The sequence below is a fragment of the Cupriavidus sp. D384 genome, from assembly GCF_001652915.1.
In the GTDB taxonomy this organism is placed as follows: domain Bacteria; phylum Pseudomonadota; class Gammaproteobacteria; order Burkholderiales; family Burkholderiaceae; genus Cupriavidus.
The window spans coordinates 32,478-53,915 of the sequence record NZ_BBQI01000007.1; the positions used below are offsets into that span (position 1 = coordinate 32,478).

A 21,438-nucleotide genomic window follows, 5' to 3' on the forward strand; every position below is an offset into this window, starting at 1 on the left:
GCGGACGGGCGACGCCCCCGAGCCATGTCACTCCCATCCGTCTTGCGCGCGGTCATGCTGGCCGCGCTGCTTCTTGCCGCCCACGCGTGGCACCCCGCCCTGGCCGACACGGCCTACGAGGCGCACCTGCCCGCCGACCTTGCCACGGCGCCCGACCTGTGTGCCCGGGTGTCCTGCAAGGACGTCTTTCCTGGCGCCGATACGTTCTCGGTGCGCATGGGCCAGCCACCATACGTCGAGGCCTACGGCCCCGCAGGCGCCGACGGCATGCGCCCGCGACTGGGCTACGTGATGCTGTCGACCGATATCACCGACACGCCGGCCTATTCCGGCAAGCCGGTGGTGACGCTGATCGGCATGGACAATGGCGGCCGCTTTGTCGGCATCAAGGTGCTCAAGCACTCCGAACCGATCCTGCTGCTCGGGATTCCCGAGACCGCGCTGCCGCGCTTCAACGCCCAGTATGTCGGCAAGTCGGTGACCGACAAGATCGAGATCGGCAGTGCGCGCCCGGACGAAGGGGTGCTTGGCGTCGATGCCATTTCGGGCGCCACCGTGACCGTCATCGCCCAGAACCAGGTGCTGATGACCTCCGGCGCCGCCGTGGCGCGCCAGGTCGGCATCCTGGCACCCGTGCAACGTGCCGCGGCGCAATTCGCGCCAGGCAATCCGCAACTGGCCTGGAAGTCGCTGGTGGACCAGGGGCTGGTGAAGACGCTGCGCATCGAGAATGGCCAGGTCGGGCTTGAGTCATCGAAGGAGCCGTTCATCGAACTCTGGTTCGGCGACCTGAACCATCCCGACGTCGGACGCAGCGTGCTGGGCGAGCGCGGATGGGACAACCTGCGTCAAAGCCTGCGTCCTGGAGAAAATGCGATCTTCGTGATCCGCACGGCGGGCAAGGAATCGTTCAAGGGATCGGGCTTCGTGCGCGGCGGGCTCTACGACCGCGTGCAGATTCGCCAGGGCGACGACACCTTTACGTTCCGCGATCTCGATTACCTGAACCTCTACGGCCTGGCGCCCGAGGACGCCCCGCCATTTAACGAATCGGCTATCTTCATCGTGCGCTCCGGGGCGTTCTCCGCGGCCTGGCCCTGGAAGCTGGTTTTCCTGGGCAATCGCGTGGACCGCGCCACCGGCGCGCGCACCTTCGCGAGCTTCGATGCCGAATACTGGCTGCCAGCCAAACTACTGGACGGTGGCCGCCCCAAGGTGGACGCGCCCACGCCCGCATGGCTGAAAGCGTGGAAATCGCGCGCGGTCAACATTGGCCTGTTCGCGGCGTTTCTGGTGGCTGTGGCCGTGGTGCACGCGTTCCGCAACCAGCTCACGCGCCGCGCCACCCAGCGCAACAAGTGGCCGGTCAACAGCTTCAAGTACGGCGCCTGGGCTGTCAGCATCGTGTTGGTGGGCTTTGGCGCGATGGCACAGCCGTCCGTCACGCAGGTGCTGACGTGGGTGCATTCGCTGCTGTTCCAGTGGCGCTGGTCGCTGTTCCTGTCCGATCCATTCGTGTTCCTGTTCTGGATCTTTATCGCCGCCACGGTGCTGATCTGGGGACGCGGGCTGTTCTGCGGATGGCTCTGCCCGTTCGGATCGCTGTCCGAAGCCATGTTCCGCATCGGCCGGCTGGTCGGACTCCGGCGTTTCCAGTTCCAGTTGCCGCGCAAGGTCCATGACAAGCTGAAATGGCTGAAATACGGTGTCTTCGCAGGCCTGCTGGGGGTCTCGCTGCTGTCGATGGGCCTGGCCGAGAAGCTTGCCGAGATCGAACCATTCAAGACCACGTTCCTGGTTGGCATCCAGAATCGCGCGTGGCCGTTCGGGCTGTTCGTCTGCGCCATCCTGGGCCTGTCGTTGTTCACGGAGCGGCCTTACTGCAAATACCTGTGCCCGCTGGGTGCATCGCTGGCGATGCCGAGCATGTTCCGGGTCTTCGGCATCCGTCGCAAACCCGATTGCACGCGCTGCAAGGCCTGCGCCGTGGGATGCGGCGCCCAGGCCATCGACGACAAGGGCCGCATCGACCCGCGCGAGTGCCTGCTGTGCTTGGACTGCATGGTGCTCTATACCGATGCCCATGCCTGCCCGCCGCTGGCAAGGGAACGCAAGCGGCGCGAGCGCGACGGGCTGCCGCTCACCCGTATCGGCCGTGACGGGTACTTCATTCCCATCGTGCCGGTTGCCGATGCGCAGAGGCCGCAGATGCCGCAGACGCGCCAGGCCCCGCAGACGGACGGACAGGCCGCACCATGATCGATTCCATCAGACGCTGGCTGCTGGGGCTCGCGTTCATCACGAACGCGGCCGGGGCCGCCGTGATCGACGTCCAGCCGGGCGAGTCGATCCAGCAGGCCATCGCGGCCGCGCAAAATGGCGACGAAATCCGCGTCGCGCGCGGCGACTACGAAGAAAACCTGCGCATCGACAAGCCACTGACACTGCGCGGCCTGGGCCGGCCCACCATCAGCGGCGGGCTGCGCGGCAACACGATCACCGTCACGGCCCCGGACGTGACGCTCGACAGCCTGATCGTGCGCGATTCCGGCGACAGCCTGAAGCACCAGGAAGCCGGCATCTACATCATGCCCGGCGCGCACCGCGCGGTCGTCACCGGCTGCGAACTTACCTACAACCTGTTCGGCCTCTGGATCGAGAAGGCCAACGACGTACGGGTGGCAAACAACGTGATCACCGGCAAGCGGGATTACCAGTCGTCGCAACGCGGCAATGGCATCCAGCTCTACAACACGCGCGGGGCGCGGATTCTCGACAACCAGATCAGCTTTGTGCGCGACGCCCTGTACGTGGATGTCTCGCACCATGCCGTCTTCCGTGGCAACCGGCTGCACCATAGCCGCTATGGCAGCCACTACATGAATTCCTACTACAACCTCTGGGAAGATAACGAAAGCTACCGCAATCGCGGCGGCCTGGCGCTGATGGAAGTGCGCGACCAGACCGTGCGCAACAACCGCACCTGGGGCAATGTCGATCACGGCATCATGCTGCGCACCGTGCAGGACGCCGTGGTGGAGCGCAATGTCGTCGCCGGCAACGCGCGCGGCTTCTTTATCTACGACGCCGAATACGTGACGCTGCGCGGCAATCTCGTGATCGACAACCGGGTGGGCGTGCACCTGTCAGCCGGGTCCACGCGCAATGTCGTGCAACGCAATGACTTTATCGGCAACCAGGAGCAGGTGCGCTACGTGGGCGCACGCGACGAGCCCTGGGGAGACGCGGCCGGCAAGCCGGGCGGCAATCACTGGAGCAACTACCTGGGCTGGGACCGCAATGGCGACGGTATTGGCGATGTGCCCTACGAAGCCAACGATGTGGTCGATCGCCTGACCTGGCGGCATCCGGCCGTCAAGCTGCTGTTCGCCAGCCCCGCCGTGCAGGCGCTGCGCGTGGTGTCCCGACAATTCCCCGTCATGCGCGTACCCGGCGTGGTCGATGCCGCGCCGCGCATGGCCCCCGATCATCCGCAATGGAGTCACTGGCGTGACCAACCCTAGAGAATCCGCTTCCGGCGCAACTGATGCTGCCGGCGCATCCCGCGCAACCGTGGTGCTGCGCGACGTGGCCCGACACTATGGCGCCGTGCACGCCGTGGATGGCGTCAGCCTGCAGATGCATGCGGGCGAGATGTTCGGCCTGATCGGCCACAACGGCGCGGGCAAGAGCACGCTGTTCAGGATGATGCTGGGCCTGGTACCGGCGTCGCGCGGCACCATCGAGATCGATGGCGCGGCCGTGGGCACCGCCGCCTTCCGCGCCGCGCGCGGGCGCATCGGCTACCTGCCCGAGAACCTGGTGCTCTATGACAACCTCAATGGGCTCGAGACGCTGCGCTTCTTCGCCCGCCTGAAGGGTGCGGATGCGCAAGACTGCCCCGCCCTGCTGGAACGATTCGGGCTGGCGCACGCCGCACAGCGCCCGGTGCGCGAGTACTCCAAGGGCATGCGGCAACGGCTGGGCTTTGCGCAGGCGTTGCTGGGCGCGCCACGCGTGCTGTTTCTCGATGAACCGAGCAATGGCCTGGACCCGCTGGCCCTGCGCGACGTGCACGCGATCCTGCGCGAGCAGAAGGAAGCGGGCGTCACCATCGTCATCACTTCGCACATCCTCAGCGAACTGCAGGAGCGCGTGGACCGGCTTGCGCTGCTGGCCAATGGCCGCGTGCAGGCGATGGGCACGGTGGACGCGCTGCGCGGCCGCCACAAGTTGCCGCTGCAGCTGCGCGTGCGCATTGTGCCGGGCACGCTGCCCGTGATCCGCCGGCGGCTGGAATCGCTGCCCGAAGTGGGCCTGCGCGGCACCGGCCTGGAATTCCGGCTCGACTGCCCGCGCGAGACCAAGATGACGCTGGTCGGGCTGCTGGCCGACTGTATCGACGACCTGCGCATCGACGAGCCGACGCTCGAGGATGTGTTCTTTGGCGCGGAGCCCCGGCATGCAGTGCATTGAATGGCGCCAGATCGCCACCGTGGCGAACAAGGAATTCCGGGATCGCCTGCGCAACCGCTGGGTACTGGCTATCGCGCTGGTCTTCGCGGCGTTTTCGCTGGTCATCGGCTATTTCGGCGGCGCGCAGCAGGGCGAGATCGGCATGCGCTCGGCGGCCTTTGTCGTGGCAAGCCTGGTCAGCCTGGCGATCTACCTGATCCCGATGATTGCGCTGCTGCTGGGCTTCGATGCGATTGTCGGGGAACGCGAGCGCGGGTCGCTGGACCTGCTGCTGGCCTACCCGCTGACACGCCTGGAGCTGCTGCTGGGCAAGTACCTGGGCCTGGCGGCCGCGCTGACGCTATCGACACTGGCAGGCTTTGCCACGGTGGGCGTACTGCTGTTCGCGCAGTTCGGCACCGGCATGCTCGGCCAGTTCCTGCGTTTTGTCGGCAGCGCGGTGCTGCTGGGGCTGGCGTTCCTGAGCATTGCAGTACTGCTTTCGGTGATCGCCCGCGACCGCGCGCGGGCATCGGGCCTGGCTATCGCCCTGTGGCTCTTTTTCGTGCTGGTGTTCGACCTGTTGCTGCTGGGCACGCTGGTCGCCACGGGCGGCCAGTTTGGCGATACCGCCATGGCGGCGGTACTGCTGCTGAACCCGGCCGACCTGTTCCGCATCCTCAATGTGTTCTCGCTGGACGCCGTACGCGACATGTACGGCCTGGCGAGCGTCGTTCCCCCCATTCTCGCCAACCCCTGGGCACTCGGCGGCGCCATGCTCGCGTGGATTGGCGCGCCGCTGTTGCTTGCCATCTGGAGATTCCGGACATGAATCGCACACGTCTGCCCCGTCGCACCCTACTCGTGGGCCTTGGCCTGCTGTCGATCCAGGGCCTGCTGGCCGCGTGTTCGCGCACGGCGGCGGTGGCCATCGCGCCGGCCGACTTCGACCCGGCCACCGCCTGCGACCTGGACGGCATGCTGCTGGCCGACTATCCGGGCCCGAAGGCGCAGATCTTCTTCGGGGACCAGACCCGGCCGGTCTGGTACTGCGACACCGTGGAGATGTTCAGCACGCTGCTGCGGCCCGAGCAGGTGCGCAAGGTGACCGCTGTGTACACCCAGGATATGGCGCTGGCCGACTGGGGCAAGCCGCACGGGCACTGGTTCGACGCGCGCACCGGCTTCTACGTGGTGGGCAGCCGGCGCCGGGGATCGATGGGGCCGACGATTGCCGGATTCCAGCACGAAGACGCCGCGAAGAAATTTGCCGATGCATATGGCGGCAAGGTGGTGCGCTTTGCCGACGTGCAGCCCGACATGGTCGACCTGAGCGGCGGCGCCATGCAGGACCACCGCATGTAACGGCATCCCGCACCCGCAGCAGGGCTAATACGCCCGGCGCGGAGGCGTGCTAACTTGCGGCGTTTCCGGATGTGCATCCCGACGCACGCCGGCACGCGAAGCGCGTCATACGTTCGCAAGCATGCACAAAATGGAGGCCGTCATGCAAATCGCTTTCCTTGGACTCGGCACGATGGGGCTGCCGATGGCCGCAAATCTGCTCAAGGCCGGCCATACGGTACGCGCCTGGAATCGCTCGCCCGGTCCTGTCGACAAGCTCGTCGCGCAGGGCGCGCAGGGCGCCACAACGGCGGCGGAGGCCGCCCAGGGCGCCGATGTACTGATCACGATGCTGGCCGACGACGCCGCCACGCGCGACACCATCCTGGGCGGCGGTGCGCTCGACGCGCTGGCCCGTGGCGCCATCCATATCAACATGGGCACCGTCTCGGTGGCGCTGGCCCGCGAGCTTGCCGCCCTGCACGGGGCGCGCGGCGTGGCCTACATCGCCGCGCCGGTGCTGGGTCGCGTCAACGTGGCCGAAGCCGGCCAGCTGAACATCCTCGCCGCCGGCAATGCCCAGGCGCTGACCACCGCGCAGCCGCTGTTCGAAGTACTGGGCCAGAAAACCTGGATCTTTGGCGACAAGCCGGAACAGGCCAATGCGGTCAAGCTGGGCGTGAACTTCATGATCGGCGCCGCGATCGGTGCCATGAGCGAAGGCGCGGCACTGGCGCAGGGCTACGACGTCGACCCGGCCGCGTTCCTTGACCTGGTCACGTCCACGGTCTTCGCCGCACCGGTCTACAAGATCTACGGCGGCGCCATCGCCGAACAACGCTTCGAGCCCGCCGGCTTCAAGCTGGCATTGGGCGGCAAGGACGTCAGGCTGGCCCTGGAGGCCGGCGAACAGGCCAACGTGCCGATGACCCTGGCAAGCACGCTGCGCGACTCCCATATCGAGGCCATCGCACATGGAGATGGGCACAAGGACTGGGCGGCCTTGGCGCTGACGGCACGGCGGCGGGCCGGGCGGGGCTGAGGGAGGTCCATCCAGGAGCGTCGGAAAAAACGCCAAAAAAAGGGGTTACGGCAAATACCGTAACCCCTTCGTTCAATGGTGGGCCTCCCGTGAGTCGAACACGGCACCAACGGATTATGAGTCCGCTGCTCTAACCAGGCATGAGCTAGAGGCCCTTAGAAGGCGCGATGCTTAGCTGCCTTCCAGGAAGCTCTTCAGCTTGTCGGAGCGGCTCGGGTGGCGCAGCTTGCGCAGTGCCTTGGCCTCGATCTGACGGATACGTTCGCGCGTGACGTCGAACTGCTTGCCCACTTCTTCCAGCGTGTGGTCCGTGCTCATTTCGATGCCGAAACGCATGCGCAGCACCTTGGCTTCGCGCGGCGTCAGGCTGTCAAGCACGTCCTTCACCACGTCGCGCATGGAGCCATGCAGCGCCGCTTCGGCCGGGGCCAGCGTGTTCGTGTCCTCGATGAAGTCGCCCAGATGGGAATCGTCGTCGTCACCGATCGGCGTTTCCATGGAGATCGGTTCCTTCGCGATCTTCATGATCTTGCGGATCTTGTCCTCGGGCATTTCCATCTTCTCGGCCAGCGTTGCCGGATCCGGCTCGTTGCCGGTTTCCTGCAGGATCTGGCGCGAGATCCGGTTCATCTTGTTGATCGTTTCGATCATGTGGACCGGGATACGGATCGTACGGGCCTGGTCGGCAATCGAGCGCGTGATGGCCTGGCGGATCCACCACGTGGCGTACGTGGAGAACTTGTAGCCGCGACGGTATTCGAACTTGTCCACCGCCTTCATCAGGCCGATGTTGCCTTCCTGGATCAGGTCCAGGAACTGCAGGCCACGGTTCGTGTACTTCTTCGCGATCGAGATCACCAGACGCAGGTTGGCCTCGGTCATTTCACGCTTGGCTTCGCGGGCGCGCTTCTCGCCTTCGGACATCTTGCGATTGACGTCCTTCAGCTCCTTCAGCGGCAGCACCACGCGGGCCTGCAGGTCGATCAGCTTCTGTTGCAGTTCGTGCACGGCCGGCACATTACGTTCGACGATCGTGCTGTACGGCTTGTTGTCGGCGACGATGGTCTCGATCCAGTCCAGGTTCGTCTCGTTGCCGGGGAAGCGGGCCACGAAGTCGGCGCGTGGCATGCCGCACTTGTCGACCACGATGTTCAGGATGGCACGTTCGAGCTTGCGGACTTCGTCCACCTGACCGCGCAGCGTGTCGCACAGGCGTTCGACGTTACGCGCGGTGAAGCGGATGCCCATCAGTTCGGCCTGGATCGCTTCCTGGGCCTTCACGTACGGCTTCGACTTGTAGCCTTCCTTTTCAAAGGCACGGCGCATCTTGTCGAACTGCTCGGCGATGATGCGGAATTTCTCCAGCGCGGCAACCTTCAGCTCTTCCAGCTGGCGGGCCGATGCACCGGCTCCGGCGCCGTTTTCGTCGTCGTCTTCCTCGTCGCCTTCCTCGTCGGCGTTTTCTTCCGACTCCTCGTCCTCGTCATCGGAGGCGGCCGCGGCGGCCGGCGAGTTGTCCTGGACTTCCTCGGCGTTCGGGTCGATCAGGCCGTCGACGAATTCGTCGATCTTGATCTCTTCGTTGGCGATGCGCTCGGCGCTGGCCAGGATTTCCGAAATCGTGACAGGGCAGGCCGAGATGGCCATGACCATGTCCTTCAGGCCGGCTTCGATGCGCTTGGCGATCTCGATTTCGCCTTCACGCGTCAGCAGTTCCACGGTACCCATCTCGCGCATGTACATGCGGACGGGGTCGGTGGTGCGGCCGAATTCGGAGTCGACAGTGGACAGCGCGGCTTCGGCCTCTTCCTCGGCCTCTTCCTCGCTGGTGGCCGACGGAGCATTGTCGTTCAGCAGCAGCGTCTCGGCGTCCGGCGCCTGTTCGTAGACGGCGATGCCGATGTCGTTCAGCGTGGCGACCAGCGTGTCGATCGTTTCCGAATCGACCATGTCGTCCGGCAGGTGATCGTTGATTTCCGCATAGGTCAGGTAGCCACGCGACTTGCCCAGCTTGATCAGCGCCTTCAGCTTCTGGCGGCGGACCTCCAGCTCTTCCTCGCTGCCAGCCTGGTTGGACGAAGCAAATTCCTTGAGCAGCGCCTTTTCCTTGGCCTTGCGGTCCTTGGCCTTCTGCTTTTCGGTCTTGGGTGCCGCCGCGGGCGCGGCGGGCGCGTCGTTGTCGAAAAACTCTTCAGTCACGTCTTCGGTGGTGCTGTCGTCTTGCTGCATCCCGGCCTTGGGCTTGCGGCCACGCTTCTTCGGCTCCGGCTTGACGGCCGGCGCGGCAGGACGCTCGGATGCAACGGGTGCGGGAGTTGCGGCACGGGCCTTCGGCGCGGCTGCAGCGGCGCCTGCCTTGGCGCTGCTGGTCCGGGTGCCGGCCGTCGTTGCCGCACGCTTGCTCTCGACTTCGGTATTCTGCTGTTTCGCCACGGTGATACTCTTGCCTTTCACTGGTGCAGCGGCATTACTGCCGCTTGTATTGGCGCTGCTGCCGCTCTCGCGTGCCGAAGTCGAGGGCTTTGAATTTTCGGATGTGCGATTCCTGGCGGAAGTGGTTCCGGCGGGCGCTGAAGCGCTACGCGCGGACTTTGCTGGCGCAGACCGGGCTGATGTCGTCCTGACTGACGCGGTCGATGTCTTCGCCGCCGTTGTTTTCACGGACGCCTTGCCGCTCCCTGATTGGGGAGTTTTGGAGGGAGCCTTCTCGGCTGCCCTTTCGGTTGCTTTGGCCTTTGCCATTGGCACGCTCACTTTCGCCAGTAATGGAGAGAGATTTCGCAATCCAAACCGGGCATTGTAGCACGTCGCCAATCCCCGGCTTCCTGTCAGGTGAGGTTTTCACCTGAAAAATCAAGGCTTAAGCGATTAGACCCCGGATTCTTCCGTCGGTTGGGATCACATGCGATGGCTCAAGCCGAAAAACCTGTGTGCTGCGTTTTTTATCGTTTGCCGCGTGGCGCCTACTCGTCTTCCGCGTTGACGGGCCGCCATCCCATCTGGCGACGGCGCTGCACTTCGGGCATCAGCCAGCGATAGCGCGCCTTGTCGTCCTCATTGGCGGTGCCGGCCTGGATGGCGGCCAGCAGTGTCTCCAGTTCGCGCTGCAGCGGGTCTGCCAATAGCTTGTGTATGGCGCCGTCGAATTCAAGTGTCGCAAGCGCCTCTTCCATTTCTTCCTTCAGCACAGCCGCACGGGCGGCGGCATAGACGTCCGCATAGGGCGTCTGGGCCAGTTGCTCGTTGAATGCCGCGAAATTCATGGTGCCCTGGATGCCGTCGCAGGCCGCCACCAAGTGAGCAAGCACTTCGGTTTCCGGCCGCTGGGGATCAAGCAGCAAGGCGCGCGCATCATCGTCCAGCCGGCTCGCGAGCGACGGATAGCTCATGAGCAGCTGGATCACCTGCTGCTCCAGCCCCGTGGGCGCCTGGCGCTTGGCGCGCGGGCGTGGTTGCGAGAAACGGCCCACGCGCGACGAATCGCTGCCCAGCCCGCACACTGCCTCGATTTCGGCAGGCGTCGTACCGGTAGCATCGGCAAGTTCGCGCACAATCTGTAGCCGCAGGCCGCCGGCCGGCATGGCCTGAAGCAGCGGCTTTGCCTCGAACTGGGCGCGGGCGCGTCCCTCGGGCTGGCGCAGGTCCTGCTCTTCCGTGACGATCTGGAGCAGGAAACGCGACAGCGGCATCGCATTCTGCACCTGGCGCGCAAACGCGTCGGTGCCCTCTTCCCGCACATAGCTGTCGGGATCGTGCTCGGCGGGCAGAAACAGGAAGCGGATGGTCTTGTTGTCGGCCACGTGCGGCAGGCAGGCCTCCAGCGCACGGCGCGCGGCGCGGCGGCCTGCGGCATCGCCGTCGAACGAGAACACCACGGCGTCGGTCTGGCGCAGCAGCTTCTGCACGTGCACCGCCGTGCAGGCCGTGCCCAGCGTGGCGACGGCATTGGCAAAGCCAAGCTGCGCCAGCGCCACCACGTCCATATATCCCTCCACCACCAGCACGTAGCCATTCTCGCGAATGGCATGACGCGCCTCGAACAGGCCGTAGAGCTCCGTTCCCTTGCTGAAGAGCGGCGTTTCGGGGGAATTCAGGTATTTTGGCTCGCCTTGGCCCATCACCCGGCCGCCGAAGCCAATCACATTGCCCTTGGTATTGCGGATCGGGAACATGATCCGGTCGCGAAACCGGTCGTAGCGGCGCGGCTTGCCATCGGCATCGCGCTTGTCCTGCGACTCGATCAACAGGCCGTTCTCCACAAGTGGCGCAGCCGTCGCATCGTCGCGGTAGGTGCCGAATACGGCTTCAAGGCCCTGCCAGTCGTCAGGCGCGTAGCCGAGGCCGAACCGTACCGCGATCTCGCCGGTCAGCCCGCGACCCTTCAGGTACTGGATGGCCTGGGGCGCCCCGCGTAGCTGTTTCTTGTAGAAGTCCGTGGCCCGCGACATGGCGTCGCTCAGCGCCACCGAACGGGCCTGCTGCTCCGCGCGCTGGGCGGGTGGCAGGCTGTTGCGCTCTTCGGGGACGGACAAACCCACCGATTGCGCCAGTTCGCGCACCGCGTCGGGGTAGGACTGGCCCGAGTACTCCATGAGGAAGCCGATGGCGGACCCGTGGGCACCGCAGCCGAAGCAGTGATAGAACTGCTTGGTCGGGGATACCGTAAACGACGGGGATTTTTCGTTGTGGAACGGGCACAGGCCCATGAAATTGGCCCCGCCCTTCTTCAACTGCACGTACTTGCCCACCACGTCGACAATGTCCACGCGGTTGAGCAGGTCCTGAATGAAGGATTGCGGAATCACCCGACTGACCGTCCTGATGCCAAGGCGTGCCGGACGCGCCGGCGGCCATTTTTCTGGAATGCGTGACCGGAACGTCGCCCGGCAGCTATCGAATCATTGTAGTGCAGCCGCAACGGAACGCCGCCCTTTGCCGACATTGAGCGCCAAGCCCCCTCAACCGGACGCCAACTCCGTGCTTCGCAACTAATAATCCTGCTTATATCTGACGCAACTGTCAATTATTTCGGCGCCAGGGCAGCCTTGACCAGGCCCGACACGGCCGTCATGTCGGCACGGCCAGCCAGACGGGCTTTCACCAGGCCCATGACCTTGCCCATGTCCTGCGGGCCCGTGGCGCCGGCTTCGGTCACGGCCTTCTGCACCTCGGCGGCCACTTCGGCTTCCGACAGCTGCGCGGGCATGTAGGCCACCAGCACGTCGACCTCGGCCTTTTCCTTGGCCACCAGATCATCGCGGCCGGCCTGCTCGAACTGGCTGATCGAGTCCTTGCGCTGCTTGATCATCTTGTCGATGACGGCGGTCACGGCGGCGTCATCCAGTTCCACGCGCTCATCCACCTCACGCTGCTTGATGGCGGCCTGCAGCAGGCGGATCGTGCCGAGGCGCTCGGTTTCGCGGGCGCGCATGGCGGCCTTCATGTCGTCAGTAATGCGGGCTTTCAAGGACATGGCAATCTTCCGAAAAAATGGGTGGCAACTGGGACCATAACGCAAAAACCCGCCGGAGCCATGGCCCGTAGCGGGTTTCTTGCCGAAGCGAAGCGTCGGTCAAAAGGGAACGAAGCGCCTCACCGGTCATGTGCGAGAGCGCCGATTGTATCGCATGGCCTGCGCCACTGCATTGGCGCCACTTATCCGGAAACGCCGCGCGCCGCCTCGGCGGCGGCCTCGCCCGCCGCCACGGCCGACGCCCAGGCCCACTGGAAGTTGTAGCCGCCCAGCCAGCCGGTCACGTCCACCACTTCGCCAATGAAGTACAGGCCGTCGACATCACGTGCCATCATCGTCGTCGACGACAGCCCCCGGGTGTCCACGCCACCGAGCGTGACCTCGGCCTTCTTGTAGCCCTCGGTCCCCGACGGCACCAGGCGCCAGCGGTTGAGCGTCTCGCCCAGCTGGCGCAGCGCCTTGTCCGGCATGTCGGCCACCGCCTGCGCACCCTGCAGACCCACGGCGGCGCACCAGGCATCGGCCAGTCGAGATGGCAGGCGCTCGGCCAGCAGATTGTCCAGATGCTTGCGCCCACCCTTCTTGTGGCCGATCAGCCAGTCCGTGGCGTCCTCGCCGTCGAAGAGGTCGATCTCGATCGGGGTGCCGGGCCGCCAGTAGCTGGAAATCTGCAGCACGGCCGGGCCTGACAGGCCACGGTGCGTCCAGAGCAGGTCTTCCTTGAATGCACCGGCCGTCTTGCCGCTGCCGGTGGCGATATCGATTTCCATCGACACCCCGGCCAGCGGCACGAATGGCTGCCAGGCCTGACCGTCGAAAGTCAGCGGCACCAGCGCCGGGCGGGTTTCCACGATCTTGAGCCCGAACTGGCGCGCGATGCGGTAACCGAAATCCGTGGCGCCAATCTTCGGGATCGACAGCCCGCCCGTGGCGACCACCACCGCCCCGGCGCGCACAATGCCCTGCCTGGTCAGCAGCAGGTAGTCATCGCCTTCCTTGCGGATCTCGTCGATCGTGCAGCCGGTCTGCCAATGTAGGCCTCCCGCATCACATTCGGTACGCAGCAGGTTGATGATGTCTTCGGCGCTGTTATTGCAGAACAGCTGGCCGCGATGCTTTTCGTGCCAGCCGATGTCGTAGCGGCGCAGCAGGCCCAGGAAATCCTGCGGCGTATAGCGGGCCAGCGCAGACCGGCAGAAATGCGGGTTCGTCGACAAGTAGTTGGCCGGGCCGGCCTGCAGGTTCGTGAAATTGCAGCGGCCGCCGCCCGAGATGCGGATCTTCTCGGCCAGCCGCGTGGCATGGTCGATCAGCACCACGCTTGCGCCGCGCTGGCCGGCCACGGCGGCACACATCATGCCGGCCGCACCCGCGCCCAGCACCGCCACGTCGAACCGGTCTTTCCTGCCTTGTGTCATGTCGCCCTTTCAAGAAGCCGCGATTGTAGCGAATGACAGGCGCCCGAGCGCACCGGGGCAGGGTGTGCTACCCTGCTGGCCTTCCGTTTTTGCCGGCAAGATCGCTGCAGTTGCAGCCCGAACCCGTCCGGCCGCACCAGAATTCCCATGCTTGTCCTCGGTATCGAATCCTCCTGCGACGAAACCGGGCTGGCCCTCTATGACACCGGGGCCGGTCTGCTTTCGCACGCACTGCACTCGCAGATTGCCATGCATCGCGAATATGGCGGCGTAGTGCCCGAACTGGCATCGCGCGACCATATCCGCCGCGTGCTGCCGCTGTTGCAGCAGGTGCTGGACGACGCCGGCCGCAAGCGCGAGGACATCGACGCCATCGCCTATACCCAGGGCCCCGGTCTGGCTGGCGCGCTGCTGGTGGGCGCATCGGTGGCCAATGCGCTGGGCTTTGCGCTGGATGTTCCGATGGTGGGCGTCCACCATCTGGAAGGCCATCTGCTCTCGCCGCTGCTGACCGACGCCCCGCCGCCGTTCCCGTTCGTGGCGCTGCTGGTGTCCGGCGGCCATACCCAGCTGATGGAAGTCAAAGGCATTGGCGACTACACGCTGCTGGGCGAAACGCTGGACGATGCCGCCGGCGAAGCCTTCGACAAGACCGCCAAGTTGCTGGGCCTGGGTTACCCGGGCGGCCCCGAGGTATCGCGGCTGGCCGAATTCGGCAATCCCGGCGCGTTCGATCTGCCACGGCCGATGCTCCATTCGGGCAATCTCGATTTCTCGTTCGCGGGGCTCAAGACCGCCGTGCTGACGCAGACGCGCAAGCTCGGCAATGCGTGCGAGCAGGACCGTGCCAACCTGGCGCGGTCGTTCGTCGATGCCATCGTCGACGTGCTGGCCGCGAAGTCGTTCAACGCGCTCAAGCAGACGGGCCACAAGCGGCTGGTGGTGGCTGGCGGTGTCGGCGCAAACCGGCAGTTGCGCGAACGGCTCGACGAGATGGGCCGCCGGCGCAAGGTGGACGTGTACTACCCCGACCTGGCCTTCTGCACCGACAACGGGGCGATGATCGCCTTTGCCGGCGCCATGCGCCTGCAGGCCGCGCCCCAGCTGGCGCGCCATGGCTACGACTACGGCGTGACGCCGCGCTGGGACTTGTCCGATATCCGCCTGCCGGACCCGGCTGGCGCCCAGCCTTCGTAGAAAAGCTCTAATCGGGGTCACATCCCGACACAAGGCGGTCACAACGCCGCCGAACAATTTGCGTTCTCCACATCACATCTGAAAAGAACGAGGGAACGCAATGGATCGCCGCCAGTTTCTGAAATGGGGAAGTTTCGTCACCGTCACGGTGGCCACCACGGGCCTGGCCGGCTGCGGTGGCGACGACAACCCCTCGACCACCCCGACCACCCCTGCCACCCCGCCCGCCACCGATCCCGGCAACACTTTCACGTTCCAGCAGGGCGTGGCATCGGGCGACCCCAAGCCCGACAGCGTCATGCTGTGGACGCGCGTCAACGGCAGCAATGGCGGCAAGGCCGTGAGCGTGCAACTGCAGGTCTCGGCGCAGCCAGACTTCGGTACGCTGGTCGTGAACAGCACGCTGTCCGCCCTGCCGGACTGGGACTACACGCTGCGCAACAAGGTGACAGGGCTGTCAGCCGGCACCACCTACTACTACCGGTTCATCGTCGGCAGCCAGACCAGCCCGGTGGGCCGCACCAGGACCGCGCCGGCCGCCGGCACGCCGCTGTCGCAGCTGAAGTTCGCGTTCATCACGTGCCAGGACTGGAGCGTGAACCACTGGGCCGGCATGGAGGAACTGGTCAACCAGGACCTGGATTTCGTGGTCCATATGGGCGACTACATCTACGAGACCGTGGGCGCCGCGTTCCAGACCGGCAAGGTGGAGAGCCGTCATGCAAAGCTGACCCTGCCCAACGGCACGGCCACCGCCGACGGGACCTACGCGACCACCATCGACGACTACCGCTACCTCTACAAGTCGTACCGCAGCGATCCGCGCCTGCAGGCGCTGCACGCGCGCTTTCCGGTCATCGGCATCTGGGACGATCACGAATTTTCTGATGACTGCTGGCAGGACCACCAGACCTACACGGCCACCGACGATGCCGAGCCGCGTACTGCGCGCCGCCGCGCGGCCAATCAGGCCTGGTTCGAATTCATGCCGGCCGATGTCAGCTTTGACCAGGCCGATACGTCTTTCCACAACATCCAGATCTACCGCTCATTCACTTTTGGCGATCTGGCTACGCTGGTCATGACCGACGAGCGCCTGTACCGGGCCGACCACGTGATTCCGGAACAAGCCGCCGGCAGCGAAATCGGCAGCCGGTACTTCGTGCCGAAGAGCACCCTTGCCAGCACCGAGGCCCTCAAGATGACCGGCGCGGGTGGCGCGCTGACGCCGGTATCGATCCTGGGCGACACGCAGCGCGGCTGGTGGCAGCAGCAAATGCGCAACGCCAGCACCACGTGGAAGCTGTGGGGCAACGAGGTATCGCTGCTGCGCATGCAGATCGATGGCGCCGTGGCAGTGGGATCGCTGATGGCCCCCATCGTGATCGGCGCGCTGCCGTCGCTGACGCTGGACCAGAACACGGTAATTGGCGTAATTGCGATGGATCTGACGATCGCGAAGGCCAACGGCACCTATGCCGCCCCGGCCTTTGCCAACCTGAGCGCCGTGCTGACGGCAGCCGGCGCGGTCGCCTTGCAGATCAGCGCGGTCATCGGCGGACTGACCGCCGCGCTGCCGCCGCAGATGTTGATCGACCAGTTCGTCCTGAACGCCGACCAGTGGGACGGCTACAACGCCGAACGCAAGGCGATGATGGCGTATCTGAAATCGCAGAATATCGGCAACGTGGTGGCGCTGACGGGTGACATCCACGCGTTCTTCGCCGGCCCGGTGATGGACGACTACGATGCCACCACGCCTGCACCGGTGATGGTCGACCTGGTCACCGCAGGGCTGTCGAGCAATTCGTTCCAGAGCTATTTCAAGAGCGTGGTGGACAGCGACCCGGCCTTTGCCGCGGCCAAGGCACTGGTCTACACCACCGATGGCAACGGCGCGATGGTGAACACGTTCAACAGCACGCTGACGACGTTCAATCCGTGGCTCAAGTATGTGAATACCGACGCGCAGGGCTATGCGGTGGTGACGCTGACGGCGGCAAAGCTGCGCTGCAGCTTCCACAAGCTCAAGCCGCTGGTGGATGGCACGGCCCCGGCGCAGCCGGCAACGGCGAGTGTCCAGGTGGTGGAGGTGGCAGCAGGCGTGCCGGCGGTGACGTTGGTTTGATGGCGGGGTACCCGCCTCTCCCGGGCAGGGTAGAGGCGGGCCCGCGCAAAGCGGCGCCTTACGCGACGCGCTTGTCGCGTTCGATCACCGCGTAGGCGCTGTGATTGTGGATCGACTCGAAGTTCTCGGCTTCGAGCGTGTAGGCCACGATCCGCGCATCGGCATTCAGGCGCATGGCGATGTCACGCACCAGGTCTTCGACGAACTTCGGATTTTCGTAGGCGCGCTCGGTCACGAACTTCTCGTCGGGACGCTTGAGCAGGCCCCACAGTTCGCACGACGCCTCTTCCTCGGCCATGCGCACAAGCGTTTCCACGTCCAGGTCGCCTGCCAGTTCCACCTGCATGGTGATATGCGAGCGCTGGTTATGCGCGCCGTACTGCGAGATCTTCTTCGAGCACGGGCACAGGCTCGTTACCGGCACCAGCGCCGTCAGGAACAGGCGCGTATGGCCGTCGCGCTTCTCGCCGGCCAGCGTCACTTCGTAATCCAGCAGCGACTGCACGCCCGACACCGGCGCGGTCTTGCTGATGAAGTACGGGAACTTGACCTCGATGCGACCGGCATCGGCCTCCAGGCGCACGAGCATGTCGTCGAGCAGCGCACGGAACCCGGCCAGGTCCAGCGGCGCACGGTTGTCTTCCAGCAGCGCCACGAAGCGCGACATATGCGTGCCCTTCTGGTCGGCCGGCAGACGCACGTCCAGGTTGAACGTGCCAACGGTGCCGATGTCGCCAGCCGGCGTCTTCAGTGTCAGCGGATATCGCATGCCCTTCACGCCCACGCGCTGGATCACGATCTGGCGGGTATCGACGCTCGATTGCACGTCGGGCATGACAAAGGCGGGATTGATGTCATTCATCTACGGTTTCCTCCAGGACGGCGCCAGGGGATGACGGCCATCCTTACGGTCGCGGCGTTTTCGCAGGATTTCTCCACGCCGCGCAACGAGTGTGAAACGACGGGTCCGGACAGAAAACCAGGGGGGCGCCGGCCCGCAGTTGCGAACACAAAATGGGAATGGCGATTCTACGCAATATTGGAAGGTGCTGCCGCGTCCATGACTAAATCCGCGTATTTCATGCGGATAATGACCGCCCAATGCAGCTTCCTGCCATTGGCTGACAGCCAAAACAAAACCGGCGCGGATAATCCGCGCCGGTTCGGCATACAGCGTGCAGGTGGCAGGCGGTCAGGCGACGCGCGTCGCCACCTTCACCGGTTGCTCGGCCAGCTTGAAGCGCTCGCGCACCGAACGCTCGATGCCGGCGGCGTCCAGGCCGCACTGCGACAGCAGGAAGGCCGGATCGCCATGGTCGACGAACTTGTCGGGCAGGCCCAGCACGAGCGTCGGGATCTCGACGCCAGCCTCGGCCAGCGCTTCGAGCACCGCACTGCCGGCACCGCCCATCGTCGCGCCCTCTTCCACCGTCACCAGGTAGTCGTGGTTCGCGGCCAGTTGCTTGACCAGTTCGGCGTCCAGCGGCTTCACGAAACGCATGTTGGCCACCGTGGCATCGAGCGATTCGGCAGCCGCCAGCGACGGATGCAGCATCGAACCGAATGCCAGGATCGCCACGCGCTGGCCGGCACGGGCCTGGCCTTCGCGGCGGATCTCGCCCTTGCCAACCGGCAGGGCCGTCAGCGCGGCCTCGGTGGCAACGCCCACGCCGGCGCCACGCGGGTAACGCACGGCGGTCGGGCAATCCTGCTGGAACGCGGTGGTCAGCAGCTGGCGGCATTCCTGCTCGTCGGCCGGCGTCATCACCATCATGTTCGGGATGCAGCGCAGGAACGGAATGTCGTACGCACCGGCGTGCGTGGCGCCGTCAGCGCCCACCAGGCCAGCGCGGTCCAGCGCGAACACCACCGGCAGGTTCTGCAGCGCCACGTCGTGAATCAGCTGGTCATAGCCGCGCTGCAGGAACGTCGAATAGATCGCCACGACCGGCTTCAGGCCCTCGCAGGCCAGGCCGCCGGCAAACGTCACGGCGTGCTGCTCGGCAATGCCCACGTCGTAGTAGCGATCCGGGAAGCGCTTCTCGAACTCCACCATGCCCGAGCCTTCGCGCATGGCCGGCGTCACGCCGATCAGGCGCTTGTCGGCAGCGGCCATGTCGCACAGCCATTCGCCGAACACCTGCGTGTACGTCTTGCGCGACGGCTTGGCCGACGGACGGATGCCTTCGGCCGGATTGAACTTGCCCGGGCCGTGGTACAGGATCGGGTCGGCCTCGGCCAGCTTGTAGCCCTGGCCCTTCTTGGTCACCACGTGCAGGAACTGCGGGCCGTGGCCTTCCAGGGCACGCTGGCGGATGTTCTGCAGCGTCGGCACCAGCGATTCCAGGTCATGGCCGTCGATCGGGCCGATGTAGTCGAAACCGAACTCCTCGAACAGCGTGGCCGGCACGACCATGCCCTTGGCATGTTCTTCCAGGCGCTTGGCGAATTCGAGCACCGGCGGGGCCACCGACAGCACCTTTTCGATGCCCTTCTTGGTGGCCGCGTAGAACTGGCCCGACAGCAGGCGGGCCAGATGCTTGTTGAGCATGCCCACCGGCGGCGAGATCGACATGTCGTTGTCGTTCAGCACCACCAGCATCGGCAGGTCCTTGTACACGCCTGCATTGTTCATGGCCTCGAAGGCCATGCCGGCGGTCATCGCGCCGTCGCCGATCACGGCGATGCCCACGCGCTTGTGGCCCATCGTGCGGGCGCCCAGGGCCATGCCCAGCGCGGCCGAGATCGAGGTCGACGAGTGGGCCGTGCCGAAGGTGTCGTATTCGCTTTCCGAGCGACGCGGGAAGCCGGAGATACCACCGTACTGGCGCAGCGTCGACATGCGGTCGCGGCGGCCGGTCAGGATCTTGTGGGGGTAGCTCTGGTGACCCACGTCCCAGACGATGCGGTCGCTGGGCGTGTCGAACACGTAGTGCAGCGCGATGGTCAGCTCCACCGTGCCAAGATTGGACGACAGGTGACCGCCGGTTTGCGAGACCGATTCCAGCACGTAGGCGCGAAGTTCGTCGGCAAGCGTGCCGAGCTGGCGACGGTCCAGCTTGCGCAGGTCCGCGGGGTCGTCGATGTTGTTGAGCAGCGTGTAGGTCATGATGTCCGTTCGGCCGCCGGATTCTGTGTGTCCGGCTTTTCAGTTCAGTTTGAGCGCAGCACGATCAGGTCGGCCAGTTCGGCCAGCCTGCCGGCGCGTGCGCCGAATCCCGCCAGCGCCTCGTGGGCGTCGGTGCGAAGCTGGCCAGCCAGCTCGCGTGCGGCATCCAGACCAAGCAGCGACACATAGGTCGGCTTGTCGTTGGCGGCATCCTTCCCGGCGGTCTTGCCGAGCGTTGCCGTATCTGCTGTGACGTCGAGAATATCGTCGACCACCTGGAATGCCAATCCCACGGCCGCCGCATATTGGTCAAGCGCCACCAGACCGGCCGGATCGATGTTTCCGCACAACGCTCCCATGCGCACGCTGGCACGCAGCAGGGCACCGGTCTTCATGCGGTGCATGCCTTCCAGCGCGTCGCGGGTCATCGCCAGGCCCACGTTCTGCAGGTCGATGGCCTGGCCGCCGCACATGCCCACCGAACCCGACGCCATGGCCAGTTCGGCCACCAGCTTCAGGCGCGCCTCGGCGCCCAGCACCGGCACCTGGGCCAGCGCGATGAACGCCTGCGTCTGCAGGGCATCGCCCACCAGCAGCGCCGTGGCCTCGTCGTAGGCCTTGTGGACCGTAGGCCGGCCGCGGCGCAGGTCGTCGTCGTCCATGCAGGGCATGTCGTCGTGAACCAGCGAATAGGCGTGGATCATCTCGACGGCACATGCTGCGGCATCGCAGGCCTCGGGTGATGCACCCGCCACCTCCCCAGCGGCATGAACCAGCAGCGGGCGTACCCGCTTGCCACCGCCGAGGACAGCATAGCGCATGGCCTCGTGCAAGGTGTGTGGAATTGTGTCCGTGGACGGCAGTGCGGCGTCCAGGGCGGCCTCGGTCCGGGCGCCTTGCGCCCGCATCCAGGTAGCGAAATCGCTCATTCGAAATCTGCGCTGTTGTTATCGGAACGTGGCTCGCCGGCCAGGGGCTTCAGGGCATCGCCTTCCAGAACCTTGACCTGCTGGGCCACCCGCTCCAGGCTCTGCTGGCAAAAACGGACGAGCTCCGCGCCGCGACGGTACGCGGCCAGAGACGCTTCCAGCGGCAATTCGCCGCTTTCCATGCTCGCCACCAGGGTTTCCAGCTCGGCCATTGCGGCCTCATAGGAAGCCGGCGGCGCGCTGGCGGCCGGCTGGTCTTCAGGCTGGACCGGGGCGGTCGTCGTTCTTGGCATGTCAGGCCTTGTTCAGGGGAATTCGCGATTTTACGCCAATCCGCGGTCGG

General features: G+C 65.4%; 17 protein-coding genes and 1 tRNA gene. 9 read left to right on the plus strand and 9 right to left on the minus strand.

The window, feature by feature from the left end; translation table 11 throughout:
- The first annotated feature begins 24 nt into the window (after positions 1-24).
- From A9J21_RS02460 to A9J21_RS02485, 6 genes are all read left to right on the plus strand, one after another.
- Positions 25-2,259, plus strand: a complete 2,235-nt coding sequence (locus tag A9J21_RS02460) for a NosR/NirI family protein (protein WP_082926205.1) — start codon at positions 25-27, stop codon at positions 2,257-2,259.
- Positions 2,256-3,524 (plus strand): nitrous oxide reductase family maturation protein NosD, encoded by a 1,269-nt coding sequence (locus A9J21_RS02465; protein ID WP_066731540.1) that lies wholly within the window; start codon positions 2,256-2,258, stop codon positions 3,522-3,524. The genes A9J21_RS02460 and A9J21_RS02465 overlap by 4 nt, the downstream gene beginning before the upstream one ends.
- Complete coding sequence (locus A9J21_RS02470; protein WP_404851340.1) at positions 3,511-4,476, plus strand: ABC transporter ATP-binding protein; 966 nt, start codon at positions 3,511-3,513, stop codon at positions 4,474-4,476. The genes A9J21_RS02465 and A9J21_RS02470 overlap by 14 nt, the downstream gene beginning before the upstream one ends.
- Positions 4,463-5,287 carry an ABC transporter permease gene (locus A9J21_RS02475; protein ID WP_197497448.1) on the plus strand — a complete coding sequence of 275 codons (825 nt, stop codon included), beginning with the start codon at positions 4,463-4,465 and terminating at the stop codon, positions 5,285-5,287. Before A9J21_RS02470 ends, A9J21_RS02475 begins: the two co-directional genes overlap by 14 nt.
- Positions 5,284-5,820 (plus strand): nitrous oxide reductase accessory protein NosL, encoded by a 537-nt coding sequence (locus A9J21_RS02480; protein ID WP_066731544.1) that lies wholly within the window; start codon positions 5,284-5,286, stop codon positions 5,818-5,820. The genes A9J21_RS02475 and A9J21_RS02480 overlap by 4 nt, the downstream gene beginning before the upstream one ends.
- A 142-nt stretch (positions 5,821-5,962) precedes the next feature.
- The gene (locus tag A9J21_RS02485) at positions 5,963-6,841 is read left to right on the plus strand and encodes an NAD(P)-dependent oxidoreductase (RefSeq protein ID WP_066731609.1); all 879 of its coding nucleotides are present in this window, start codon (positions 5,963-5,965) and stop codon (positions 6,839-6,841) included.
- Positions 6,842-6,917: 76 nt separating this feature from the next.
- On the opposite strand, the gene A9J21_RS02490 is transcribed toward A9J21_RS02485, so the two are convergent.
- Positions 6,918-6,996, minus strand: a tRNA-Ile gene (locus tag A9J21_RS02490).
- Positions 6,997-7,012: 16 nt separating this feature from the next.
- Positions 7,013-9,295 carry an RNA polymerase sigma factor RpoD gene (gene rpoD / locus A9J21_RS02495; RefSeq protein ID WP_197497449.1) on the minus strand — a complete coding sequence of 761 codons (2,283 nt, stop codon included), beginning with the start codon at positions 9,293-9,295 and terminating at the stop codon, positions 7,013-7,015.
- Between rpoD and A9J21_RS31875 the strand changes: the two genes are divergently transcribed.
- Positions 9,285-9,644 (plus strand): hypothetical protein, encoded by a 360-nt coding sequence (locus A9J21_RS31875; RefSeq protein ID WP_231906788.1) that lies wholly within the window; start codon positions 9,285-9,287, stop codon positions 9,642-9,644. The two genes, rpoD and A9J21_RS31875, sit on opposite strands and share 11 nt — an antisense overlap.
- 160 nt (positions 9,645-9,804) lie before the next feature.
- On the opposite strand, the gene dnaG is transcribed toward A9J21_RS31875, so the two are convergent.
- The 3 genes from dnaG to A9J21_RS02510 all read right to left on the minus strand — a co-directional run bounded on the left by dnaG (position 9,805) and on the right by A9J21_RS02510 (position 13,732).
- Positions 9,805-11,646, minus strand: a complete 1,842-nt coding sequence (gene dnaG / locus A9J21_RS02500; protein WP_066731548.1) for a DNA primase — start codon at positions 11,644-11,646, stop codon at positions 9,805-9,807.
- Positions 11,647-11,864: 218 nt separating this feature from the next.
- Positions 11,865-12,314 carry a GatB/YqeY domain-containing protein gene (locus A9J21_RS02505; RefSeq protein WP_066731549.1) on the minus strand — a complete coding sequence of 150 codons (450 nt, stop codon included), beginning with the start codon at positions 12,312-12,314 and terminating at the stop codon, positions 11,865-11,867.
- A 182-nt stretch (positions 12,315-12,496) separates the two neighbouring features.
- Positions 12,497-13,732: an NAD(P)/FAD-dependent oxidoreductase gene (locus tag A9J21_RS02510; protein WP_066731552.1), complete on the minus strand. Its 1,236-nt coding sequence runs from the start codon at positions 13,730-13,732 to the stop codon at positions 12,497-12,499.
- Between the two features lie 147 nt (positions 13,733-13,879).
- Here A9J21_RS02510 and tsaD point away from each other — a divergent pair, with 147 nt between their 5' ends.
- A complete protein-coding gene (tsaD, locus tag A9J21_RS02515; protein WP_066731559.1) occupies positions 13,880-14,929 on the plus strand; it encodes a tRNA (adenosine(37)-N6)-threonylcarbamoyltransferase complex transferase subunit TsaD in 1,050 nt (349 codons plus the stop codon).
- A 100-nt stretch (positions 14,930-15,029) separates the two neighbouring features.
- Positions 15,030-17,057, plus strand: a complete 2,028-nt coding sequence (locus tag A9J21_RS02520; RefSeq protein ID WP_066731560.1) for an alkaline phosphatase — start codon at positions 15,030-15,032, stop codon at positions 17,055-17,057.
- A gap of 58 nt (positions 17,058-17,115) precedes the next feature.
- Here A9J21_RS02520 and folE2 read toward each other — a convergent pair whose 3' ends face one another.
- The 4 genes from folE2 to A9J21_RS02540 all read right to left on the minus strand — a co-directional run bounded on the left by folE2 (position 17,116) and on the right by A9J21_RS02540 (position 21,388).
- Positions 17,116-17,919 (minus strand): GTP cyclohydrolase FolE2, encoded by an 804-nt coding sequence (gene folE2, locus A9J21_RS02525; RefSeq protein ID WP_066731561.1) that lies wholly within the window; start codon positions 17,917-17,919, stop codon positions 17,116-17,118.
- A gap of 330 nt (positions 17,920-18,249) precedes the next feature.
- Complete coding sequence (gene dxs / locus A9J21_RS02530) at positions 18,250-20,166, minus strand: 1-deoxy-D-xylulose-5-phosphate synthase (RefSeq protein WP_066731562.1); 1,917 nt, start codon at positions 20,164-20,166, stop codon at positions 18,250-18,252.
- A gap of 44 nt (positions 20,167-20,210) precedes the next feature.
- The gene (locus A9J21_RS02535; protein ID WP_066731563.1) at positions 20,211-21,095 is read right to left on the minus strand and encodes a polyprenyl synthetase family protein; all 885 of its coding nucleotides are present in this window, start codon (positions 21,093-21,095) and stop codon (positions 20,211-20,213) included.
- Positions 21,092-21,388 carry an exodeoxyribonuclease VII small subunit gene (locus A9J21_RS02540; protein WP_066731565.1) on the minus strand — a complete coding sequence of 99 codons (297 nt, stop codon included), beginning with the start codon at positions 21,386-21,388 and terminating at the stop codon, positions 21,092-21,094. The genes A9J21_RS02535 and A9J21_RS02540 overlap by 4 nt, the downstream gene beginning before the upstream one ends.
- Positions 21,389-21,438: the final 50 nt, after the last annotated feature.

Excerpts from the sequence above, each read along its gene's own strand:
- tsaD (WP_066731559.1), top strand. The coding sequence starts at position 13,880 with ATGCTTGTCCTCGGTATCGAATCCTCCTGCGACGAAACCGGGCTGGCC.
- A9J21_RS02485 (WP_066731609.1), top strand. The coding sequence starts at position 5,963 with ATGCAAATCGCTTTCCTTGGACTCGGCACGATGGGGCTGCCGATGGCC.
- A9J21_RS02465 (WP_066731540.1), top strand. The coding sequence starts at position 2,256 with ATGATCGATTCCATCAGACGCTGGCTGCTGGGGCTCGCGTTCATCACG.
- A9J21_RS02475 (WP_197497448.1), top strand. The coding sequence starts at position 4,463 with ATGCAGTGCATTGAATGGCGCCAGATCGCCACCGTGGCGAACAAGGAA.
- A9J21_RS02540 (WP_066731565.1), bottom strand. The coding sequence starts at position 21,388 with ATGCCAAGAACGACGACCGCCCCGGTCCAGCCTGAAGACCAGCCGGCC.
- dxs (WP_066731562.1), bottom strand. The coding sequence starts at position 20,166 with ATGACCTACACGCTGCTCAACAACATCGACGACCCCGCGGACCTGCGC.
- A9J21_RS02510 (WP_066731552.1), bottom strand. The coding sequence starts at position 13,732 with ATGACACAAGGCAGGAAAGACCGGTTCGACGTGGCGGTGCTGGGCGCG.
- folE2 (WP_066731561.1), bottom strand. The coding sequence starts at position 17,919 with ATGAATGACATCAATCCCGCCTTTGTCATGCCCGACGTGCAATCGAGC.
- A9J21_RS02460 (WP_082926205.1), top strand. The coding sequence starts at position 25 with ATGTCACTCCCATCCGTCTTGCGCGCGGTCATGCTGGCCGCGCTGCTT.
- A9J21_RS02535 (WP_066731563.1), bottom strand. The coding sequence starts at position 21,095 with ATGAGCGATTTCGCTACCTGGATGCGGGCGCAAGGCGCCCGGACCGAG.
- A9J21_RS02520 (WP_066731560.1), top strand. The coding sequence starts at position 15,030 with ATGGATCGCCGCCAGTTTCTGAAATGGGGAAGTTTCGTCACCGTCACG.
- A9J21_RS02480 (WP_066731544.1), top strand. The coding sequence starts at position 5,284 with ATGAATCGCACACGTCTGCCCCGTCGCACCCTACTCGTGGGCCTTGGC.
- A9J21_RS02505 (WP_066731549.1), bottom strand. The coding sequence starts at position 12,314 with ATGTCCTTGAAAGCCCGCATTACTGACGACATGAAGGCCGCCATGCGC.